The sequence below is a fragment of the Agromyces capsici genome, assembly GCF_058349965.1.
In genome coordinates, this window is record NZ_JBYRET010000001.1 from 1,219,143 (window position 1) to 1,239,478 (window position 20,336).

At 72.0% G+C, this 20,336-nt stretch carries 20 protein-coding genes; 12 read left to right on the forward strand and 8 right to left on the reverse strand.

Annotated features, from left to right (window positions below; all coding sequences use genetic code 11):
- Position 1: 1 nt before the first annotated feature.
- Positions 2-724 carry an SOS response-associated peptidase gene (locus AC3RKB_RS05905; RefSeq protein ID WP_491435085.1) on the reverse strand — a complete coding sequence of 241 codons (723 nt, stop codon included), beginning with the start codon at positions 722-724 and terminating at the stop codon, positions 2-4.
- Between the two features lie 368 nt (positions 725-1,092).
- Here AC3RKB_RS05905 and AC3RKB_RS05910 point away from each other — a divergent pair, with 368 nt between their 5' ends.
- Positions 1,093-2,760, forward strand: coding sequence for an LVIVD repeat-containing protein (locus AC3RKB_RS05910; protein WP_491435086.1), 1,668 nt, complete (start codon positions 1,093-1,095; stop codon positions 2,758-2,760).
- 124 nt (positions 2,761-2,884) lie between these two features.
- On the opposite strand, the gene AC3RKB_RS05915 is transcribed toward AC3RKB_RS05910, so the two are convergent.
- The gene (locus tag AC3RKB_RS05915) at positions 2,885-3,541 is read right to left on the reverse strand and encodes a DUF305 domain-containing protein (RefSeq protein WP_491435087.1); all 657 of its coding nucleotides are present in this window, start codon (positions 3,539-3,541) and stop codon (positions 2,885-2,887) included.
- An 82-nt stretch (positions 3,542-3,623) separates the two neighbouring features.
- On the opposite strand from AC3RKB_RS05915, the gene AC3RKB_RS05920 reads away from it, so the two are divergent.
- Entirely contained in the window at positions 3,624-4,808 is a 1,185-nt protein-coding gene (locus tag AC3RKB_RS05920) for a low temperature requirement protein A (RefSeq protein ID WP_491435088.1), read from the forward strand.
- A 24-nt stretch (positions 4,809-4,832) separates the two neighbouring features.
- Here the strand turns inward: AC3RKB_RS05920 and AC3RKB_RS05925 are convergent, their stop codons facing one another.
- The 3 genes from AC3RKB_RS05925 to AC3RKB_RS05935 form a co-directional block, all read right to left on the reverse strand.
- On the reverse strand, positions 4,833-5,003 hold the full coding sequence (locus tag AC3RKB_RS05925) for a hypothetical protein (protein WP_491435090.1): 171 nt from the start codon (positions 5,001-5,003) through the stop codon (positions 4,833-4,835).
- 72 nt (positions 5,004-5,075) lie between these two features.
- A complete protein-coding gene (locus tag AC3RKB_RS05930; protein WP_491435091.1) occupies positions 5,076-6,086 on the reverse strand; it encodes an SDR family oxidoreductase in 1,011 nt (336 codons plus the stop codon).
- A 99-nt stretch (positions 6,087-6,185) separates the two neighbouring features.
- Positions 6,186-7,268 carry an SDR family NAD(P)-dependent oxidoreductase gene (locus tag AC3RKB_RS05935; protein WP_491435092.1) on the reverse strand — a complete coding sequence of 361 codons (1,083 nt, stop codon included), beginning with the start codon at positions 7,266-7,268 and terminating at the stop codon, positions 6,186-6,188.
- A 114-nt stretch (positions 7,269-7,382) separates the two neighbouring features.
- Here AC3RKB_RS05935 and AC3RKB_RS05940 point away from each other — a divergent pair, with 114 nt between their 5' ends.
- The gene (locus AC3RKB_RS05940) at positions 7,383-7,943 is read left to right on the forward strand and encodes a TetR family transcriptional regulator (RefSeq protein ID WP_491435094.1); all 561 of its coding nucleotides are present in this window, start codon (positions 7,383-7,385) and stop codon (positions 7,941-7,943) included.
- A 111-nt stretch (positions 7,944-8,054) separates the two neighbouring features.
- Here AC3RKB_RS05940 and AC3RKB_RS05945 read toward each other — a convergent pair whose 3' ends face one another.
- Positions 8,055-8,834 carry a FadR/GntR family transcriptional regulator gene (locus AC3RKB_RS05945; protein WP_491435095.1) on the reverse strand — a complete coding sequence of 260 codons (780 nt, stop codon included), beginning with the start codon at positions 8,832-8,834 and terminating at the stop codon, positions 8,055-8,057.
- Between the two features lie 141 nt (positions 8,835-8,975).
- Here AC3RKB_RS05945 and AC3RKB_RS05950 point away from each other — a divergent pair, with 141 nt between their 5' ends.
- From AC3RKB_RS05950 to AC3RKB_RS05990, 9 genes are all read left to right on the forward strand, one after another.
- On the forward strand, positions 8,976-10,487 hold the full coding sequence (locus AC3RKB_RS05950) for an ABC transporter substrate-binding protein (RefSeq protein ID WP_491435097.1): 1,512 nt from the start codon (positions 8,976-8,978) through the stop codon (positions 10,485-10,487).
- Between the two features lie 75 nt (positions 10,488-10,562).
- Positions 10,563-11,492 carry an ABC transporter permease gene (locus AC3RKB_RS05955; protein WP_491436766.1) on the forward strand — a complete coding sequence of 310 codons (930 nt, stop codon included), beginning with the start codon at positions 10,563-10,565 and terminating at the stop codon, positions 11,490-11,492.
- A complete protein-coding gene (locus AC3RKB_RS05960; RefSeq protein ID WP_491435098.1) occupies positions 11,489-12,406 on the forward strand; it encodes an ABC transporter permease in 918 nt (305 codons plus the stop codon). Before AC3RKB_RS05955 ends, AC3RKB_RS05960 begins: the two co-directional genes overlap by 4 nt.
- Positions 12,403-14,229, forward strand: coding sequence for a dipeptide ABC transporter ATP-binding protein (locus tag AC3RKB_RS05965; RefSeq protein ID WP_491435099.1), 1,827 nt, complete (start codon positions 12,403-12,405; stop codon positions 14,227-14,229). Before AC3RKB_RS05960 ends, AC3RKB_RS05965 begins: the two co-directional genes overlap by 4 nt.
- On the forward strand, positions 14,226-15,641 hold the full coding sequence (locus AC3RKB_RS05970; RefSeq protein ID WP_491435101.1) for an amidase: 1,416 nt from the start codon (positions 14,226-14,228) through the stop codon (positions 15,639-15,641). Before AC3RKB_RS05965 ends, AC3RKB_RS05970 begins: the two co-directional genes overlap by 4 nt.
- Before the next feature lie 55 nt (positions 15,642-15,696).
- Entirely contained in the window at positions 15,697-16,191 is a 495-nt protein-coding gene (locus tag AC3RKB_RS05975; RefSeq protein ID WP_491435102.1) for a hypothetical protein, read from the forward strand.
- Positions 16,188-17,417, forward strand: a complete 1,230-nt coding sequence (locus AC3RKB_RS05980) for an Nramp family divalent metal transporter (protein ID WP_491435103.1) — start codon at positions 16,188-16,190, stop codon at positions 17,415-17,417. The genes AC3RKB_RS05975 and AC3RKB_RS05980 overlap by 4 nt, the downstream gene beginning before the upstream one ends.
- On the forward strand, positions 17,414-17,806 hold the full coding sequence (locus AC3RKB_RS05985; RefSeq protein ID WP_491435104.1) for a hypothetical protein: 393 nt from the start codon (positions 17,414-17,416) through the stop codon (positions 17,804-17,806). The genes AC3RKB_RS05980 and AC3RKB_RS05985 overlap by 4 nt, the downstream gene beginning before the upstream one ends.
- Positions 17,793-18,143 carry a PRC-barrel domain-containing protein gene (locus AC3RKB_RS05990; protein WP_491435105.1) on the forward strand — a complete coding sequence of 117 codons (351 nt, stop codon included), beginning with the start codon at positions 17,793-17,795 and terminating at the stop codon, positions 18,141-18,143. Before AC3RKB_RS05985 ends, AC3RKB_RS05990 begins: the two co-directional genes overlap by 14 nt.
- Here AC3RKB_RS05990 and AC3RKB_RS05995 read toward each other — a convergent pair.
- Positions 18,104-19,339, reverse strand: coding sequence for a DNA polymerase domain-containing protein (locus AC3RKB_RS05995; RefSeq protein WP_491435106.1), 1,236 nt, complete (start codon positions 19,337-19,339; stop codon positions 18,104-18,106). The two genes, AC3RKB_RS05990 and AC3RKB_RS05995, sit on opposite strands and share 40 nt — an antisense overlap.
- A gap of 9 nt (positions 19,340-19,348) precedes the next feature.
- Complete coding sequence (locus AC3RKB_RS06000; RefSeq protein ID WP_491435108.1) at positions 19,349-20,335, reverse strand: hypothetical protein; 987 nt, start codon at positions 20,333-20,335, stop codon at positions 19,349-19,351.
- Position 20,336: the final 1 nt, after the last annotated feature.

A 20,336-nucleotide genomic window follows, 5' to 3' on the forward strand; every position in this document is an offset into this window, starting at 1 on the left:
CTCAGCCGAGCGTCGGCGCCTCGCCGAGCGGTTCGATGAGCGTCGGGTCGCCCGGATCCACGCGGCGAGAGTTGTTCACGCGCGGGTCGACCTCGTACTCGATGATCGTCGGGGCGACCCGATCGGACTGCGCGAGCAGGAAGTCGACCATGGCCTGCGCATCGGACGGCGACAGCTTGGCGGGGTCGAGGTAGTGGTCGACCGCGTCGAGCGGGAGGTACACCGGCATCCGGTCGTGGATCTCGCCCGAGGCGTCGCGGGCCTCGCGCGTGATGATCGAGGTCGAGACCTCCCAACTGCCGTCGTCGAGCTTGCGCGCGGTCGAGATGCCGGCCGCGGCGAGCAGTTCGTCAGGGCCGTGCAGGTAGTGCGCGCGTTTCTTGCCCGGCTCGCCGGTCCACTCGTAGTAGCCGCGCATCGGCACGATGCACCGACCCGAGGCGAACGCGCCCTTCCACAGGCCGTTGGTCGCGACCGTCTCGATGCGGCTGTTGAACTGCGGCCGCTTGGATTCCTTCATGAATGCGGGGTGGAAGTTCCACGTGGCGGGCTCGAGCCGGCGCACGAACTCGCCGGTGTCGGGGCGCGCCCGCTCGCGCACGATCGGCACGGTGTCGGTCGGCGCGAGACTGTAGGACGGCCGCCAGTCGGCGAAGTCGTTCTCGGCGTCGAAGACCGCGGTGAGGTCGTCGACCTGCTGGGAGACCACGAATCGTCCGCACATGGGAGTCCTCCGATCGGGTTGGTTCGAGCCTATGCCGGGCGTCCGACACGCCGGCCGCCGCCGGATGCGGAAAACGGATGCTGCGCTCCACCTCACTTCATGGATACGTTGGTCCCAGAGATCGGCCCCCCAGGCCGTGAGCCGCACGACGCAGTGCGGCTCATCCTCCGGAGGCCGTCGTTCGCAATGAAGCGAGAGAAGAGAGGGCACCACCGATGAGAACCTCCAACCCACCCGTGCGATGGCGCAGACGCGCGGTCACCGCCGCCGGAGCACTCCTGCTCGGCACGTCCCTGGTGACGGCCACCGCCGCCTCCGCAGAAGACGATCCACGCGTCGGCCTCGAACCCGGCTACCACGATGCGGAAATGGCCGAGAGCAACATCGCACTGCTCCAGAACCTGCAGCGCGTCGCCCCCTTCGATGCGCCCCCCGGCAACTTCGGGTTCGTGAACTCCGACCTGGCCTTCACCGGTGACCACGCCATCGTCGGCAGCTTCAACGGCTTCCAGGTGTACGACGTCTCCGACCCGGCGCTGCCGACGCTCGAATCGTCGTTCGTGTGCCCGGGCGGACAGGGCGACGTCTCGGTGTACGGCGACCTGCTCTTCATGTCGGTCGAGGAGACCCGCGGCCGTATCGACTGCGGCACGCAGGGCGCACCCGGCGCCGTGAACGTGGAGCGGTTCCGCGGCGTCCGCATCTTCGACATCAGCGACCTCGGCAACCCCGTCCAGCTTCCGGGTGTGCAGACCTGCCGCGGTTCGCACACGCACACGCTGGTGACCGACCCGGATGACCCGGCCAACGTCTACGTCTACAACTCGGGCACGTCGGGCGTCCGTTCGTCGATGGAGCTCGCGGGCTGCGAGAACGCCGCGCTGACGCAGGACCCGGTGACGACGGGCAACCCCACGCAATGGCGCATCGACGTCATCAAGGTGCCGCTCGAGGCGCCCGAGACGGCCTCGATCGTGAGCCAGCCCCGCATCTTCACCGATCCGGCGACGGGCGCGTTCAACGGGCTGCAGAACACTCTGCCCAACACGGCGTTGCACCCCAGCAGCACGCCCGAGGTCCCGGTGCTCTACAGCCCGACGCCGAACACGAACACCTGCCACGACGTCACCGCGTTCCCCGAGATCGGACTCCTCGCCGGCGCCTGCCAGGGCAACGGCCTCCTCGTCGACATCTCCGACCCGGTGAACCCGGTGCGGATCGACGCGGTCGCCGACCCGAACTTCTCGTACTGGCACTCGGCGACGTTCAACAACGACGGCACGAAGGTGATCTTCACCGACGAGTGGGGCGGCGGCACGCAGCCTCGCTGCCGCGTGACCGACCAGCCGCAGTGGGGCGCGAACGCGCTGTTCGACATCGTCGACGGCAAGCTGCAGTTCGCGAGCTACTACAAGCTCCCGGCGCCGCAGACGGTGCAGGAGAACTGCGTGGCCCACAACGGCTCGATCGTCCCCGTTCCCGGCCGCGACATCATGGTGCAGGCCTGGTACCAGGGCGGCCTCTCGGTGATCGACTTCACCGACACGACCGACCCGGTCGAGATCGCGTACCTCGACCGCGGCCCGATCGACGAGCCGAACCCCGCCGGGTTGAACCTGGGCGGGTACTGGTCGACGTACTGGTACAACGGCAACGTGTTCGGCAGCGAGATCGCGCGCGGCTTCGACAGCCTGGAGCTTCTCGAGAGCGAGTGGATGTCGGCCAACGAGATCGCCGCGGCGGGTGAGATCCAGCTCGACGAGTTCAACGCGCAGCTGCAGTCGAAGCTGGTGCACGCGCCGAGCTTCGCGGTCGTCGGGTCGTACGTCGACCAGGCCGATCGTGCCGACACGCTGAGCGCCAAGGCACTCGCGCAGGTGCGCAAGCACCTCGCCGAGGCACAGGTGCTCGTTGCCGACGGCTCGAGCGACCGGGCCGTGGTCGCGCAGCTCGACAACGCCATCCGCAAGTCGGGTGCGCCGGCCGACTCGGCCGTCGTGCAGGCGATCGAGGAGCTGAAGGCCACCTTCGGCTGATCCGTCACCGAATGACGATGCCCGGCGATCCGACGGTCGCCGGGCATCGTCGCGTCTGGGATCCGATACGACGCTCCGCGGCCACTCGACCTGCGGTCGGCTTGGCGGCGACTCGACCCGCGGGTCAGGACATGCGCTCGGCGAGCATCTCCTGCATGCGGGCGATCTCGATGCCCTGGTCGGACTCGACGTGCCGTGCGAAGCCGTCGATCGACGGCTCCTGCCCACCGCCCGCGCGGTAGAGCTCGTCGACCATCTGGAGCGCGCCCTGGTGGTGCTGGATCATGTACTCGAGGAACAGGCGGTCGAACTCCGCACCCTCGGCGGCCTCGAGTGCGGCGAGCTGCTCCTCGGTGAGCATGCCGGGCATCGCGTGCCCGTCGGCGCCGTGACCGTCGTGGCCGTCGCCGCGCAGCGGCTGCACCCGATCCTGGAGCCACTGCGTCATGAGGTCGAGCTCGTCCTCCTGGCTGATCCGCATGCGCTCGGCGAGCAGCCGGATGTCGCGATCCTGCGTGCGGTCGTCGACGAAGCCGGTCATCGTGATGGCCTGGTCGTGGTGCACGATCATGTTCCGCATGAAGGTCACGTCTGCCTCGACGAAGGTCGGCGCCTCCAGCTGCGCGGCCTCGGCGGGCGACATCGTGCGGTTCGGCTCGCCGGGCGCACCGAGCTGCACCATGGGGCTCGTCGGTTCGGGGGTCTCGGAATCCGTCGCCGTGCACGCGGTCAGGCCGAGCGCGAGCACGACCACCGTTCCGACCCGCCAGGACCGCCTCATCGCCGTCATCCCCCCAGTCAAACATGGAATCGGCGGCGCACGTGAACCGCCTCCAGCACTCGACCGATGCGAGGATGACCGCATGGCCTTCGGACTGCGCGCTGACGTGCTGCGCCCCGCCGACACCGAGCGGGCGCAGCGCGTCACGTACGTCGAGCTCTTCTTCGACCTGGTCTTCGTGTTCGGGCTGACGCAGCTCGGCTCCTACCTGTACGAGAACCAGACCCCGCTCGGCGCGCTCGAGGGCGTGATCATGCTGGTCGCGCTCTGGTGGGCGTGGGTGTCGACCACGTGGGTCACGAACTGGCTCGACCCGGTCAAGCTGCCGGTGCGCGTCGCGGTCATCGGGTTCGCGTTCGTCGCGTTCGTGATGAGCGCGGCGATCGCCGAGGCGTTCGGCGACCGTGCGTGGACCTTCGCGCTCGCGTACGTCGTGCTGAAGCTCGGCCGCGCGGCGTTCATGGTGTGGGCGACGTCGCGGCACGACGCGCAGGTCGCGCACGACTTCGGCAACGTGCTGGTGTGGGCGGTCGCCGGGTCCGCCCTGTGGATCGTGGGCGCGCTGATGCCGCTGCCGTTGCAATTGCCGTTGTGGGCGGCAGCGCTCGCGCTCGAGCTCACGGGCAGCATCTCCGGCTACCCCGTGCCGGGTCGCGGGCGCATGGAGATCGGCCGGTGGGATGTCTCGGGCTCGCACCTCGCCGAGCGCACCGCGCTGTTCGTGCTCATCGCGCTCGGCGAGGGCCTGCTGGTCACCGGGTTCGCCTTCGTCGCGGTCGAGTCGTCCGTCGAGGCGGTCATCGCCGTCGTGACCGCGTTCGTCGCGGCGGCCGCATGCTGGTGGATCTACTTCGACCACGGCGAGCGGATCGGCGCCGAGGCGCTCGAGGCGGCCGGCGCCCCCGGACGGACGGCCCGGACGGCGTATTCGTGGGTGCACCTGCTCATCGTCGGCGGCGTGGTGCTGCTCGGGGTGGGCGACAAGGAGGTGCTGGGGCATCCGCACGAGCAGAGCCTCGCCGCGGTCGTGACCGTGCTCGGCGGGCCGATGCTGTTCCTCGTCGGCACCGTGCTGTTCCGGCGCGTGCTCGAGCGCCGGTGGATGCGCGCGCAACTCGCGGGCATCGCCGCGCTCGTCGTCCTCGCGGCGGTCACGCCGCTGCTCGACCCGCTGGCGACGGGGTCGCTCGCAGCACTGGTGCTCGTCGCGACCGCGGCGGGCGAGACGATCGAGCGGATGCGCCGGCACGCGCCCGAGGGCGGGTAGCGGCGCCGAAGGCGTCAGTCGGCGTCAGCGCCCGCCGAACTCCTCCTCGTCGTCCTCGGGATCGGCGACCTCCTCCATCACGAACTCGGTGTCGTCCTCGCCGAGACCCTCGGTCTCGAGCTCGTCCTCGTACTCCACCTCGGCCAGCCGGCCCTTGTCGAACGGACCCTCGAGCGGGTCGACGAAGCTGGTCATGGGCATCCCCTCTCACCTGTGTGTCGTCAGGCTAACCCCGCGGTCGCCCGCAGGGAACGGCTTGCGCGAGGTTCAGCGGCGCGGCAGGGCGAGGATGCGCTCGAACGCGGCATCCGCCACCGGGTCGACGACCTGCAGCTCGGGGTGCGCGTCGTAGAACTCGACGATCTGCCGCGCGCCTTCGTCGAACGTGATCGTGGTGCGGAACTCGGGCACGAGGGCCTTGACCTTGGAGTTGTCGAACACCATCGAGTGCGCCTTGTCGCCGACGAGGCCCGGTCCCCACTCGGGGTGCACGGCCGCGATGGTCTCGGAGGCCACGTGCACGAGCTCGGGCTCGGCGACGCCGGCGGCCTCGGCGAGCCATCCGTAGATCCGGTTCCACGTCGGCGCGTGGTCGCCCGTGATGTGGAACGTGTCGCCCACGGCGAACGGATTGCCCAGGAGGCCCGCGAAGGCGACGGCGAAGTCGGAGTGGTGGGTGAGGGTCCAGAGGCTGGTGCCGTCGCCGTGCACGACGACGGGCTTGCGGGCGCGCAGGCGCGCGATGTCGGTCCAGTGCCCGGTCGTCGGGAGGAGGGTGCGGTCGTAGGTGTGCGACGGGCGCACGATCGTCGCGGGGAACCCGCGCTCGCGCACGCCCGCCACGAGCAGGTCCTCGCACGCGATCTTGTCGCGCGAGTATTGCCAGAACGGGTTCACCAGCGGCGTCGACTCGGTGACCGGCAACCGGCTCGGCGGGGTCTGGTACGCCGAGGCCGAGCTGATGAACACGTACTGTCCGATGCGCCCCTCGAACAGGTCGAGGTCGGTCTGCACGTGCTCGGGCGTGAACGCGAGGAACTCGCACACGACGTCGAACTCGAGCGGGTCGGCGCCGCCGTGCCCGAGGGCCCGGCGCACCGAGTCGGGGTCGCGGATGTCGCCGACGACCTGCCGCACGTCGGCCGGGAGCGGGCGCAGGCCCGACGAGCCGCCGCGATTGAGCACGGTCACGTCGTGCCCGACCTCGACGGCGCGCCGGACGCATGCCGAGCTGATGACGCCGCTGCCGCCGATGAACAGGATCCGCTTCGCGCTCATCGCACCATGCTGCCACGTGCGGTGGTCGGGCAGCACCGACGCGCGTGTCGAGACCGGGTCTCGATACGGTCGCTCCGCGTCCTGCTCGACCACCGGGCGTCAGGCGGCGGACCAGCCGCCATCCGACGCGAGCACGACGCCGTTGATGTTCACGCCGTCGTCGGAGAGCAGGAAGGTGATCGACGCCGCGAGCGCCTCGGCCTCGGCGGCATCCGGCAGCAGCGCCATCGCCTGGCGCACGCGCTGCGCACCGAGCGGGGAGGCGAAGCTGGCCTCGATGTTGGTGATCGTCGGGCCGGGGGCGACGGCGTTCACGCGCAGGCCGCTCGGGCCGTACATGAACGCGGTCGACTTGGTGAGGCCGACCACCGCGTGCTTGGACGCCGTGTACGCGACGCCGGCCGCCGAGCCGCGGAGCGCCGCCTCGGACGCGGTGTTCACGATCGAACCCGCCCCCTGCGCGAGCATCACCGGCGCGACCGCGCGCATGAGCTTCATGGTGCCGTCGACGTTCACGCGCATCACGCGATCCCAGACCGGGTCGGTGAGCTCGGCGATCGGGGTCATGTCGTCCATGATCCCGGCGATGTTCGCGAGCCCGTCGATGCGTTCGCCCGCGGCGGCGACGATCTCGGCGACCTTGGCGTCGTCGGTGATGTCGGCGACCAGCGTGACGACGTCGGCGCCGTCGTGCTCGGCGGCGAACTCGTCGAGGCGCTCCTGCGACACGTCGACGGCGACGACGCGGCCGCCCTCGCGTGCCACGCGCGAGGCGGTGGCCCGGCCGATGCCGGACCCGGCGCCGGTGACGATGACGGTCTTGCCGGCGAAGCGGCCCCGGTCGAGGCGCTCGACCCACTCGGTGCGCTCGGCGGTGGGGCCCTCGTCGGCGTCGGGCGCGACATCCGCCTCATCGACCGCCGTGGGCTCGGCGCTCGCCGCGGGCGCCGACGAGGGGATGACGCCGGCCGCCGCGCGTGCGACGAGCTCGTCGACCATCTCCTGCGAGAAGCGGCCCTTGCTGAGCTTGATGAGGCGCTTGAGCGCGAGGCGGTGGACGGGCCGCAGCACGTCGGGGTCCTGCCCGGACTGCGCGAGCAGGTCGCGGATGATGGGTCCGCCGGCCGGGTCGTCGAGCCAGGTCTTGATCGAGGAGTCGCCGGTGAGGGGCTTGGTGCTCATTGCGGGGGTTTCCTTCTTCTGCGCTGGTCGCTCGCGGGTGCGAGATACCGGACATCCTTGTCCGGTAGTAACCTAACATCCGTGCCTGAGGGTCGGAAGGGACAAGGTCCCGCTGTGCGCAAGCCCAACCTCGGCCCCAGCGCGGGGCCCGGAAACCGGCGTGCCCTCATCGCGGCCGCGCGCGAGATCTTCGCCGAGGACGGTCTCTCGGCGCCCTTCTCCGCCGTCGCCAAGCGCGCGGGCGTCGGCCAGGGCAGCCTCTACCGGCACTTCCCCGACCGCCTCGCCCTCGCGATCGCCGTCTTCGACGAGAACATCGATGAACTCGAGGCCGCGGTCGCCGGGTCCGACACGCCCCTCGACGCCCTGCTCGACCGCGTGATCGCGCAGGCCCTCGTCTCGACCGGGATCATCGACCTGATCACCGCCCACCCGCACGACCCGCGCGTCGAGCGCCTCGGCCGGCGCGTGGAGGAGGCCACGCGGATCGCGCTGCAGCGCGAGCGGGCTGCCGGTCGCATCGGCGACCATGTCGAGCCCGACGACGTGCTGCTCGCGATCTCGATGCTCGCCGGCGTGCTGGGCCGGACGGATGTCGCGGACCGCCCGGCCACGGCGCAGCGCGCCTGGGCGCTCTTCCACGCGGCCTTCGCGCCGCGGCCCGCGGTCGGGTAGCGCCGTTGCCGGCGCGCGTCGCCGACTCACGCGAACCGGCGCGAGGCGCCGACTCACGCGAATCGGCCCGCGGGCGGGCGATTTCGCGTGAGTCGGTGGGTGCGGCCGCCGCTAGTCGAGGGGCGAACCCACGGTCTCCTCGGCTCCGGCGATGAGCGGAGCGAGGGCGTCGCGCTCGTGCGCGTCGAGGTCGTCGGCGTAGAACCGGTAGATGTTTAGGATCTGGATCGCGGCCGCGCGTTCCGGGTCGCGAGCGCGGATTGCGCCGACCAGCCGGTCGGCGTCCTCGGCACTGCGGCGCACGCGCGCGATGCGGTCGGCGTCGGTCGAGAGCCGGCTCGAGAGCAGGTCGGTCATGACGCCGCTCACGACGTTGCCGGTGATCTCGAGGAGCCGGTTGCGCGACGCGCTGCGGATCGCGGCCTGGAACCGGCCGACGTGCTCGCTGAATCGCTCGGCACCATGCTCGGCGACGGTCTGCACGAGCTCGTCGCACCGCTGCTCGATGGTACGGAGGTCGTCGTCGGTGCAGTCGCGCGCGGCGAGGCGGCACGCACTCGACTCGAGGATCAGCCGGAACTGCAGGAGTTCCCCCCGCGAGACGCCCTCGAGGCGCGCGAGCTGCGACATCGACTTCTCGAGCAGCCGCGGCGAGTACGGGGAGATGACCGCCCCGCGCGGGTCGCCCGGCCGGGATTCGATCAGCCCGGTGGCCTGGAGCACCCGCAGTGCCTCGCGTACGGTCGCCCGGCTCACGGAGAAATCGGTCATGAGGCGGCGTTCCCCGGGGAGGCGATCCCCGGGCTTCAGCTCGCCGCGCTCCACGGCGGATTCGATCTGCTCGACGATCGACTCGTACGCGCTGACCTTCTGCACGGGTGTGAATGCCACGTCGCTCCTCCGTGGGGTGCCCTGCGTAAACAGTGTGTTTCGCAGCTTGACCTCGTCGTGCTGCCGATCATAGCGTTCGAGTTACTGGTCAGACCAGTACACAAGTGAGACCAGTTCCCCCGACCTGAGGAGCCGCGAACCGTGACCCCTGTCCTCCGCCCCATGACCGCCGCGCTCGCCGCGGCAAGCCTGCTCACGCTCACCGCGTGCAGCGCCGGCGCCACCGCCTCGTCCGACGAGGGCTCGGCGCACGCCGCCGCCGTCACGATCGGACTGACCGGCGAGCCGGTCAACTTCGACCTCACCACCACCGCCGGATCCGCGATCCCCCAGGTGCTCATGAACAACGTCTACGAGGGCCTCGTGCACCTCGACCAGGAAGGGGAGGTCCAGCCCAAGCTCGCCGAGTCCTGGACCGTGAGCGACGACGGCACGACCTACGACTTCACGCTCCGGGAGGGCGTGACCTTCGCCAACGGCGAGCCGTTCACCGCCGACGACGTGAAGTTCTCGCTCGAGCGGATCGCGACCGACTGGAAGATCAACCTCGGCAAGATGGCCGTGCTCGACCACGTCGACGTCGTCTCGCCCACCGAGGCGCGCGTGGTGCTCACGCGGCCGAGCAACACCTGGCTGTACGACATGACCGGCACCGTCGGGCTCATGTTCGACCCGAGCGGCGTCGGCGACCTGGCGAACACGCCCGTCGGCACGGGCCCGTACACCGTCACCGAGCGGGTGACCGGCGACCACATCAGCCTCGAGGCGCGCGAGGACTACTGGGGCGAGGCGCCCGAGATCACCGACGTCGAGCTCCGGTACTTCGCCGACGTGGTGGCGAGCACGAACGCGCTCCGCGCCGGCGACGTCGACATGCTCTTCAACATGCAGGCGCCCGACCTGATCCCGCAGTTCGAGGCCGACGACGAGCTGCAGGTCATCCAGGGCAGCTCCAACGGCGAGATCCTGCTCTCGATGAACAACCAGGCTGCGCCCTTCGACGACGTCCGCGTTCGGCAGGCCGTCGCGTACGCCCTCGACCGGCAGGCCATCATCGACGCCGCATGGGCGGGCTACGGCACCGACATCGGCGCGATGGTCCCGCCGACCGACCCGTACTACGAGGACCTCACCGACCTCTACCCGTACGACCCCGAGAAGGCCGAGGAGCTGCTCGCCGAGGCCGGCGCCTCCGACCTGTCGATCACGTTCGACGTGCCCACGCGTCCGTACGCGACCGCCGTCTCCGAGGTCGTCGTCTCCCAGCTCGCCGAGGTCGGGATCACCGCGACCATCGCGAGCGCCGAGTTCCCGGCCGTCTGGCTCGACAAGGTCTTCACCAAGGACGACTACCAGATGTCGGTCATCCTGGCCGTCGAGGCCCGCGACATCCTGCCCACGTTCAACGACCCCGAGTACTACATCGGCTACGACAACGCCGAGATCGCCCCGATCGCGGCCGCGGCCGACGCCGGGACGACCGAGGAGTGGGTCGAGGGCATGAAGCAGGTCGCCGAGATCACGGCGACGGATGTCGCGTCGCTCCCGCTGTTCCTGTTCCCGAACGTCGTCGTCGCCGACGCCGAGCTCGACGGCATCGCCGCGAACGCCGTGACCGAATCGCTCGTCCTCTCGGGCCTGCGCTGGAACTGAGCGGACGCCGCCCCGCGGCATCCGCCCGAACCTGAAACCGATCCAACCTGAAAGGGGGTGACCGTGGTCCTCCGCATGCTCAAGCTCGCCGGAAGCTTCCTCGCCACGGTGCTCGTCTCGACCGTCGTGGTGTTCCTGCTCCTGCGCGTGATGCCCGGAGATCCGGCCACGGTCGCCCTCGGGATCGAGGCGACGCCCGAGCAGCTCGCCGCCTGGCGCGCCGAGCACGGCGTCGACGCGCCGCTCGTCATCCAGTACCTCGAGTGGCTCGGCGGCCTGCTGGCCGGGAACTTCGGCGTCTCGTACGTGACCGGGCAGGACATCACGCCCGTGATCGCCGACCGGCTGCAGGTCACGCTGATCCTGGTCGGGCTGGCGATGGTGCTGGCCATCCTCGTGGCGGTGCCGCTCGGCACGCTCGCGGCGATGCGCCAGCGCCATCCGTCGGGCTCGGTCATCTCGGGCGTCTCGCAGATCGGGGTCGCCGTGCCGAGCTTCCTCGTCGGCATGCTCCTGATCGTCTTCTTCGCCATCGAGCTCGGCTGGTTCCCCGCCGGCGGATGGGCCGCGCCGAGCGACCCCGAGTTCCTGCGGCACGTCACGCTCCCCGTCATCGCGCTCGGCACGGTGCAGGCGTCGATCCTCACGCGCTACGTGCGGTCGGCGGTCCTCGAGATCCAGCGCGAGGACTTCCTGCGGACCGCGCGCTCGAAGGGGCTCACCGCGAACCTGGCGCTCGTGCGCCACGGCCTGCGCAATGCGGGCATCCCGGTGCTCACCGTGGTCGGCGTGCAGATGGCCGGCCTGCTCGTCGGGGCCGTCGTGGTGGAACGCGTCTTCACGATCCCCGGCCTGGGCAGCTACCTCGTCGACTCGGTCGGCAACCGCGACCTGCTCGCCGTGCAGGCGGTCGTGGTCGTGCTGGTCGTCTCGATCGTCCTCATCAACTTCCTCGTCGACCTGGCGTACACGCTGCTCGACCCGAGAATCCGGAGGGCCGCATGAGCCTCCTCGTCACCCCGGCCGAGCGCGCCGCGACCCCGCAGGCCGAGGCGCCCGTCCCGCAGCCGCCCGCGCCGACCTCATCGACCTCGCGGCGCCCGCGTCCGCTCCCGAACGGCCAGCTCGTGGTCGGCGCGGTGCTCATCGCGGCGATCGCGGCGATGGCGATCGTGTCGCTGTTCTGGACGCCGTACGACCCCACCCACGCGGTCGCGGCCGACCGGCTGCAGCACCCCAGCGCGGCCCATCCGATGGGCACCGACCGCTACGGGCGCGACGTGCTCTCGGGGATCATGGCGGGCGCGCAGATCACGCTGCTCGTCGGCACCGTCTCGGTGCTGATCGGCGCCGCGATCGGGGTACCGTTCGGCATCCTCGCCGGCATGCGGCCCAAGCGGCTCGGCCCGCTCATCATGGGCGGCAGCGACGTGGTGATGGCCTTCCCCGGGCTGCTGCTCGCGATCGTCTTCGGCGCCGTGTTCGGCGGCGGGACGATGAGCGCGATGATCGCGCTCGGCATCGGCTCGGCGCCGGCGTTCGCCCGGGTCGCGCGCTCCGGGACGATGCAGGTCATGTCGATGGACTACGTCTTCGCCGCCCGGGCGGCGAACCGGCCCGGCCTGTCGATCGCCGTGCGGCACGTGCTGCCGAACATCAGCGGCATGCTCATCGTGCAGTGCTCGGTGAACTTCGCGATCGCCGTGCTCGCCGAGGCGGGCCTGTCCTTCCTCGGACTCGGCACCCTCCCGCCCACGCCGTCCTGGGGTCGCATGCTGCTGGACTCGCAGCAGTTCCTGGCGACCAACGCCTACCTCGCCGTGTTCCCCGGCGCCGCGATCGCCGTCGCCGTGCTCGGGTTCAACCTGCTCGGCGACGGCCTCCGCGACCGATTCGACCCGAAGATGAGGACCCGATGACCGCGACCGCACTGCGCACCGCCCTCCGCCCCGGTCCCGACCGGCTCGGGGGGCCCCGACCCGCGCTCGAGGTGGACGGCCTCACCGTCTCGACCGCGGATCGGATGCTCGTCGCTCCGCTGAGCTTCCGCATCGAACGGGGCGAGCGGGTCGGCCTGATCGGCGAGTCCGGCTCGGGGAAGTCGCTGACCTCGCTCGCCGTCATGGGACTGCTCCCCGAGTCGCTGACCGCCGCAGGCCGCGTCACCGTGGGCGACGAGGATCGCAACATCGTCGGGCTCGGCGAGCGGGAGGCGGCCCGCCTGCGCGGCTCGCACATGGCCATGGTGTTCCAGGAGCCGATGACCGCACTCAATCCGCTGATGCGCGTCGGCCGCCAGATCGCCGAGTCGATGCTCATCCATGGCACGCAGGCGAACCGCGCCGCGGCCGACCGGCGCGTGCTCGAGCTCATGGACGACGTGGGGCTGCCGAACCCCGCCGAGACCGCGCGCGCCTACCCCCACCAGCTCTCCGGCGGGCAGCGCCAGCGCGTCGTGCTCGCGATCGCCCTCGCGAACGACCCTGAGCTGCTGGTGTGCGACGAGCCCACGACCGCGCTCGACGTCACCGTCCAACGACAGGTCCTGAAGCTCGTGCTCGAGACCGTGTCGCGCCGCTCGACCGGGCTCCTCTTCATCACGCACGACCTCGCGGTCGTGGGGGAGACCTGCGAGCGGGTGCTCGTGATGAACCGGGGCGTCGTCGTCGAGGAGGGTCCGATCGACCGGGTCTTCACGCGCCCGGAGCATCCGTACACCAGGGGGCTGCTCGCGGCATCCGACCTCGAGGCGACGGATTCCTCCGGACGGCTGTTCACGGTCGCGACCGCGGGCGGGTACGTGCCGGGCCGGGCGGTCGACCGGAGCCCGGCGGTCGTCGATGAACCGCCCGTGAGCGTGACGCCGGCCGCACCCGCGCCGGCCTCCGGGGTCGCCGCGGCGGCCGTCCCCGCACCGGCGGCTCCCGTCATCCAGGCCGAGGACCTCACCAAGCAGTACCGGCGCGACCGCACGTCGCTGCTGGCGCCCGCCCAGACCGTCGACGCGCTGGGCGGCGTCTCGTTCCGCGTCGAGGCCGGTCACCGGTTCGGCATCGTGGGCGAGTCGGGCTCGGGCAAGTCGACCCTGCTGAAGATCCTCTCGGGCCTCGACGAGCCCACCTCGGGCACCATCGACGTGGTCGGCCGTCGGCTGAACGGCGCGCGGCACGCCGACCTCGCCGAGCTCCGGCGCAACCTCCAGATCGTCTTCCAGGACCCGATGGCCTCGCTCGACCCCCGCATGCGGATCGGCGACATCATCGCCGAACCCCTGCTGAACCGGGCGAACCTGCAGGGCGGAACGGCGGTCTCCAAGCGCGAGCGGGCCGAGCTCGTCGCCGAGATGCTCCACGCCGTCGGCCTGCCCGCGGACTCGGTCGACCGATTCCCGCACCAATTCTCGGGCGGCCAGCGCCAGCGCATCTCGATAGCCCGGGCGCTCGTCTGCCGACCGCGCATCCTCGTCGCCGACGAGCCGGTGAGCGCACTGGACGTCTCGGTGCGCGCGCAGGTGCTGAACCTGCTCTCCGACCTCGTCGACGAGTACCGACTCACCCTCGTCTTCGTCTCGCACGACCTCGGCGTCGTGCGCTACCTCTGCGACCGCGTGGCGGTGATGCAGCGCGGGCGCATCGTCGAACAGGGCGAGACCCGCGCGATCTACGATCACCCGGCCGATCCCTACACGCGGAGCCTCATCGAGGCGACCCCGACCATCCGACACACGCAGGAGCACCCGTGACCGACACCACGCCCACATCCGCCGTCGCCGATCTGTCGGGCGCCGACCTGGCCGCGGCCTACGCCGAGCGACGGCTCTCGCCGGTCGAGGTCGCGCGCGACCTCATCGCCGACATCGAGGAGCGCAATCCGCTCATCAACGCCTTCAGCGACTTCGACCCCGACCGGGTGCTCGACGACGCGGCCGCCAGCAGCCGGCGCTGGGCGCGCGGCGAGCCGCTCGGGCCGCTCGACGGCGTGCCGGTCACCGTCAAGGAGAACCTCTACCGCGCCGGGGTGCCGGCCCGTGCCGGCAGCGCCGCGAACGACCCGGTCGTCCCGGCGCAGGACTCGCCGCCGGTGGCGCGCATCCTCGAGGCCGGCGGGGTGGTCGTGGGGTCGACGACGATGCCCGACTGGGGGATGCTCTCGTCGGGCGTGTCGAGCCTCCACGGCATCACGCGCAGCCCGTTCGACCCCACGCTCACGGTCGGCGGGTCGAGCTCCGGCGCGGGCGCGGCGGCCGCCGCCGGATGGGGGGCGTTCCACGTCGGCACCGACATCGGCGGGTCGGTGCGCCTGCCCGCGGCGTGGCTCGGGATGGCCACGCTCAAGCCGAGCGACGGCCGGATCCCGCTCGACAACCCGTACCTCGGGCGCGCGGCGGGCCCGATCGCCCGCACCGTCGCCGACGTCGCACTGGGCATGGACGTGCTCTCGCAGCCGGACGTCCGCGACTTCACCTCGCTGCCGCCCGAGCGGATCGACTGGCGCGACCTCGAGGTCGACGTCCGGGGGAAGCGCATCGGACTGCACCTCGACCCCGGCGCCGGCATGCCCGTCGACCCCGAGGTGCGCGCGGCGGTCGAACGCGCCGCCGCGCTGTTCGCCGATGCGGGCGCCGAGATCGTCGAGCTGGCGCCGTTCATCAGCGACGCGGACCTGTCGAACGTCGACGGCTTCTGGCGCGTGCGCTTCTGGCGCACCTACCGCACGCTCTCACCCGAGGCGAAGGCGCAGGTGCTCCCGTTCATCTCGACGTGGGTGCACGGCGGCGCCGACGTGCCCGGCCACCGGGCTCTGGAGTGGTACGACGCGATCGCCGAGCTGCGCCGCGCGACCGTCGCCGCGACGGCCGGGTTCGACGCGGTCCTCTCGCCGGTGGCCCCGGTCGCGGCGTTCCCGGCGGAGTGGCCCATGCCGTGGGGCGACGACGACGGCGGGATGGCGCACATCGCCTTCACGGTGCCGTACAACATGTCGGGGCAGCCGTCGGCCAGCGTCAACGCCGGGTTCACGTCCGACGGCCGCCCGATCGGGCTGCAGGTCACCGGGCGTCGGTTCGCCGACCTCGATACACTGCGGCTCGCGGCCTGGTACGAGCGGATGCGTCCCGCCGACGCGGTTCCGACGTTCGGCGACATCGTGCGCTGACGAGGCCGCGTCAACCCCGGTCGGGATCCGCCGCGCGCGCGGTAGCGTCGCGACCATGGGGCTGGAGCGGCAGCGGCCGGTCCGACGCCGAGGCGGGCGCCGGCGCCATCCGTCGCGCCCGGTGCGGCTCGCGGTGGTCGCCGCCGCGATCGCGATGGCCGCCGCGCTGGGGCTCGCGGGCTGCGCGAGCCCCAGCGACCAGGTGACCGACGCGATCGACCAGGGGATCGCGGCGACGGCGACCGCCCGCGTGACGCTCGACCTCGACGACGGCAACCGGATCTTCGGCACGACCGCGTCGACCGCCGTGGAGGACGCGCGTCGCGAGGCGGCGGACGCCGCGCGGGCGGTCGCCGGGGTCGACGCGACCGAGGAGAGCGAGGCCGGGCGCCGGGCCGAGGCGCTCGACGCGCTCGACGAGGCCGTGCGTGCGCTCGACGCGGCCGTCGACGCGCTCGCCGGCGTCGGGGGCGACCCGGCCGAGGCGGCCGACCGCGTCGCGGAGGCCGAGCGGGGGCTCCGCGCTCTGACTCGCGAGGGCACCCCGTGAAGCGCCTGTTCGCCGTCGCGCTCGGCATCCTCACCGCGATCGGCGGGTTCGTCGACATCGGGGACTTGGTCACGAACGCCGTCGTGGGCTCGCGGTTCGGGCTCGGGCTCGCCTGGGTGGTGCTCGTCGGCGTCGTCGGCATCTGCGTGTACGCGCAGATGTCGGGCCGGGTCGCCGCGGTCAGCGGCCGGGCCACGTTCGAGGTGATCCGCGAGCGGCTGGGGCCGCGCGCCGGGCTCGCGAACCTCGCCGCGTCGTTCCTCATCACGCTCCTCACGGTCACCGCCGAGGTCGGCGGCGTCGCGCTCGCCCTGCAGTTGGCGACGAGCGTCGGCCCGGGCTGGTGGATCCCCGTCGCGGCGTTCGGGGTCTGGATCGTGGTGTGGCGCGCGAAGTTCTCGCTGCTCGAGAACGTCACGGGCCTGCTGGGCCTCGCGCTCATCGTCTTCGCGGTGGCCTTGTTCATGCTCTCGCCCGACTGGGGGGCGCTCGCCGAACAGGCGTTCGCGCCGACGATCCCCGACAGCGAGCCCGTCGCGACCTACTGGTTCTACGCGGTCGCGCTGTTCGGCGCCGCCATGACGCCGTACGAGGTGTTCTTCTTCTCCTCGGGCGCGGTCGAGGAGGGCTGGACGCGCAAGGACCTCGCGACCTCGCGCGCGAACGTCCTCGTCGGCTTCCCGCTCGGCGGCCTGCTGTCCATCGCGATCGCGGGGTGCGCGGCCGTCGTGCTGCTGCCGCAGTCGATCGCGGTGACCTCGCTCAGCCAGGTCGTGCTGCCGGTCGCCGAGGCCGGGGGGATGCTCGCGCTGAGCTTCGCGATCGTCGGCATCCTCGCCGCGACGTTCGGCGCGGCCCTCGAGACCACGCTGTCGACGGGCTACACGCTCGCGCAGTACCTCGGGTGGTCGTGGGGCAAGTTCCGTCGCCCGGCGCAGGCGGCGCGGTTCCACGTGGCGATGATCGTGGTGCTCCTCGTCGCGGTCGGCATCCTCGCCACCGGCGTCGACCCGATCGCGGTGACCGAGATCTCGGTGGTGTTCTCGGCGGTCGCGCTGCCGCTGACCTACCTGCCGATCCTGCTCGTCGCGAACGACCCGGAGTACATGGGCGAGCACGTCAACGGCCGCGGCATGAACGCGATCGCGATGGTGTACCTCGTCATCATCGTGGTGGCCGCGGCCGCGGCCATCCCGCTGCTGGTCGTGACGGGGGCGGGCGCATGAGCGAGCGGATGCCGCGACCGGCCGGGCGCGTGCTCGACGCCCAACTGCACCTGCTCGACCGGCAGATCCTCGACCGCGACGGCGTGCCGGTGTCGGTCGTCGCCGACCTCGAGCTCGCGGGCATCGAGCCAGGTCGGGCGATCGAGCCGGATGCCGCGCCGCCGACGATCACCGACCTGCTGGTCGGCATGGAGCTGCCGACGCGCATCTTCGGCGGGCGGCCGCCGTCGTCGCGGCGCATGCGGATCGCCTGGAAGCTCGTCGCGGACGTCGGCACGGTGTTGCGGCTCGGCGTGCCGGGCGACCGCGTCGACGCCACGTGGGTCGAGCGGTGGGTGAGCCGCCACGTCGTCGGCCGGATCCCCGGAGGGCGCCATGATCCTGAGTGACCTGCTCGGCTCGGAGGTCGTGGACGAGGCCGGCGAACGGATCGGCGCGGTCGTCGACGCGCGGTTCGCGATCGACGGCGCGCCGGGGCAGCTGCTCGCGGAGCCGCGACTGGTCGGCCTGCTCGTGAGCCCGCGCAGCCGCACCTCGATGTGGGGGTACGAGCGCACGGACGTGCACGCACCGTGGCCCATCGCGCACTACCTCCGGCACGTGCACCGCGGGCTGTTCCTCGCCGCGTGGGCCGACCTCGCGCGCATCGACGTGGGGCGCGTGGTGCTCCGTGACGGATACGCGCGTCACGACCCGCGGTTGCGCACGGCCTCCCAGGGGTCGTAGTCGACGAGCAGCGGCTCCTGCGCCGGCCGCTCGGCCTCGGGCACGTGCTGCAGGTTCACGCGCACGCGGTACCAGAGCGAGCTCGACCCGCGCATGCCGTCGACCATCACATCGGCCGGGCTCAGGTGCGCGACGGCGCCGGCGTGGGCGGACTTCCACCGCTCGAGCGCGTCGAGCGCTTCGGGCTTGGTCTCGGTGCGGGCCACCTCGATGAGCGGCATCGCCGACTGCCGGCGGCCGGATCCGTCGCCCGACCCCCGCGGCGCCTTCTCGGCGGGGCCAAGCTCCTCCGCGAGCCGAAGCAGGCCGTCGAGGCCGCCGACCGCGTCATCGATGCCGGCGTGCGGGTCGCCGAGCTCGGCGTACCGCTCGAGCACGGTCGCGACCGTGAACTCCTCGGGCCGCCGCACGGGGACCTCGCTCCAGTCGAGCGGCGTCGACACGCGTGCGTCGGGCAGGGGCCGCACCGAGTAGGCCGACGCGACGGTGCGGTCCTTCGCGTTCTGGTTGAAGTCGACGAACACGCTCTCGCCACGTTCCTCCTTCCACCAGCGCGCGGTGGCGAGTCCGGGCGCGCGGCGCTCGACCTCGCGCGCGAGGCTCTCGGCGGCGAGGCGCACCTCAGGGTACGACCACCGGGGCTCGATGCGCACGAGCAGGTGCATGCCGCGCGACCCGGAGGTCTTCGGCCAGCCGACCAGCCCGTGGTCGGCGAGCACCTCGCGCGCGATCATCGCGACGTCGACGATCTGCGACCAGTCCACGCCCGGCATGGGGTCGAGGTCGACCCTGAGCTCGTCGGGGTGGTCGAGGTCCTCGGCGCGCACCGGGTGCGGGTTGAGGTCGAGGCAGCCGAGGTTCACGACCCACGCCAGCCCCGCGGCGTCCCGCACCACCGCCTCTTCGGCCGAGGTGCCGCGCGCGTAGTGCAGGGTCGCGGTGTCGATGAAGTCGGGATGGTTCTCGGGCACGCGCTTCTGGAAGAACGGCTCGTTCGCGATGCCCTTGACGAAACGCTTGAGCACCATGGGGCGGCCCCCCGCGCCGCGCAGCGCACCCTCGGCGACCGCGAGGTAGTACCGGACGAGGTCGAGCTTCGTGAGGCCGGGTTCGGGGAAGACGACCTTGGCCGGATGGCTCACGCGCACGTCGCGGCCCTCGATCTCGAGGATCTCCGCGTCATCCTTGGCGGCCACGACACCACACTATGGGGTGACGGGCACGGGCGTCACGGGCTGCGGACCGTCGTCGGGACCGTGCTCGTCCACGGCCGCGGGCTCGCCGGGCCCCTCCGGGTCGGTGAGCTCCTCGGGTGTGCCCGCGGGCAGGCGCAACTGCAGCAGGATGGCCGCGGCCAGGCACAGCGCACCCGCGAGCGCCAGCAGCGAGCCCGCCGGGGAGGCGTCGCCGCCGCTCGTCGCGAACGTGTCGGCCAGTTCGAGCCCGAGGCCGAACCCCGCCCACCACAGGAAGAAGCTCGTGCCGTGGATCAGCAGCAGTCCGCCGGTGACGACCTGATGCGGCGTCACCACGCCACGGCGGGCCCCGAGCAGCGCGCAGACCGCGGCGGCGGCGGTGACCAGCGTCGCCCCGATCGCCCACGCGAACGGGCCGCCGTCGATGCCGCCGCGTGCGTCGAGCGCCGCGAAGATCTCGGACAGCGTCAGTTCGGGGACCTTCGCGAGCGGGTTCCAGACGAGCAGGTGCAGCGTGCCCAGCGCGACGACCACGAGGTTCGCGGCGCCGAGCACCACGACCGGGACGACGACCGAGGCGCGGTCCACGGGGTCGTGGCGGTGCTCGGCGAGTCCGAGCACGACGATGGCGTACCCGCCGACCGCGCCCGCGAGGGCCAGCAGGATCAGGAACGGCGAGCGGGAGACGCCCGACCACGCCACGATCACGGGCAGGATCACCGCCGCGACGATCGCGACGATGCGGCGCCACGACGCCGGCGTGCCGGAGGTGATGAGCAGGTACGCCCCGAGCGGCAGCGCGATCCACACCGCCGCGAACCCGAGGATCCCGGCCGAGACCTCGACGACCGAGCGCCATCCGGGCGACGCGAGCCCGGGGAGCGCGAGCGAGACCGACACGCTCGTCGCGGCGAGGATCACCGCGACCGCGAGGAACGCGGCCCCGGCGCGCGCGTGCCGCCCGGCGAAGGGCGCTGGGCGCGGTATCCGGGTCATC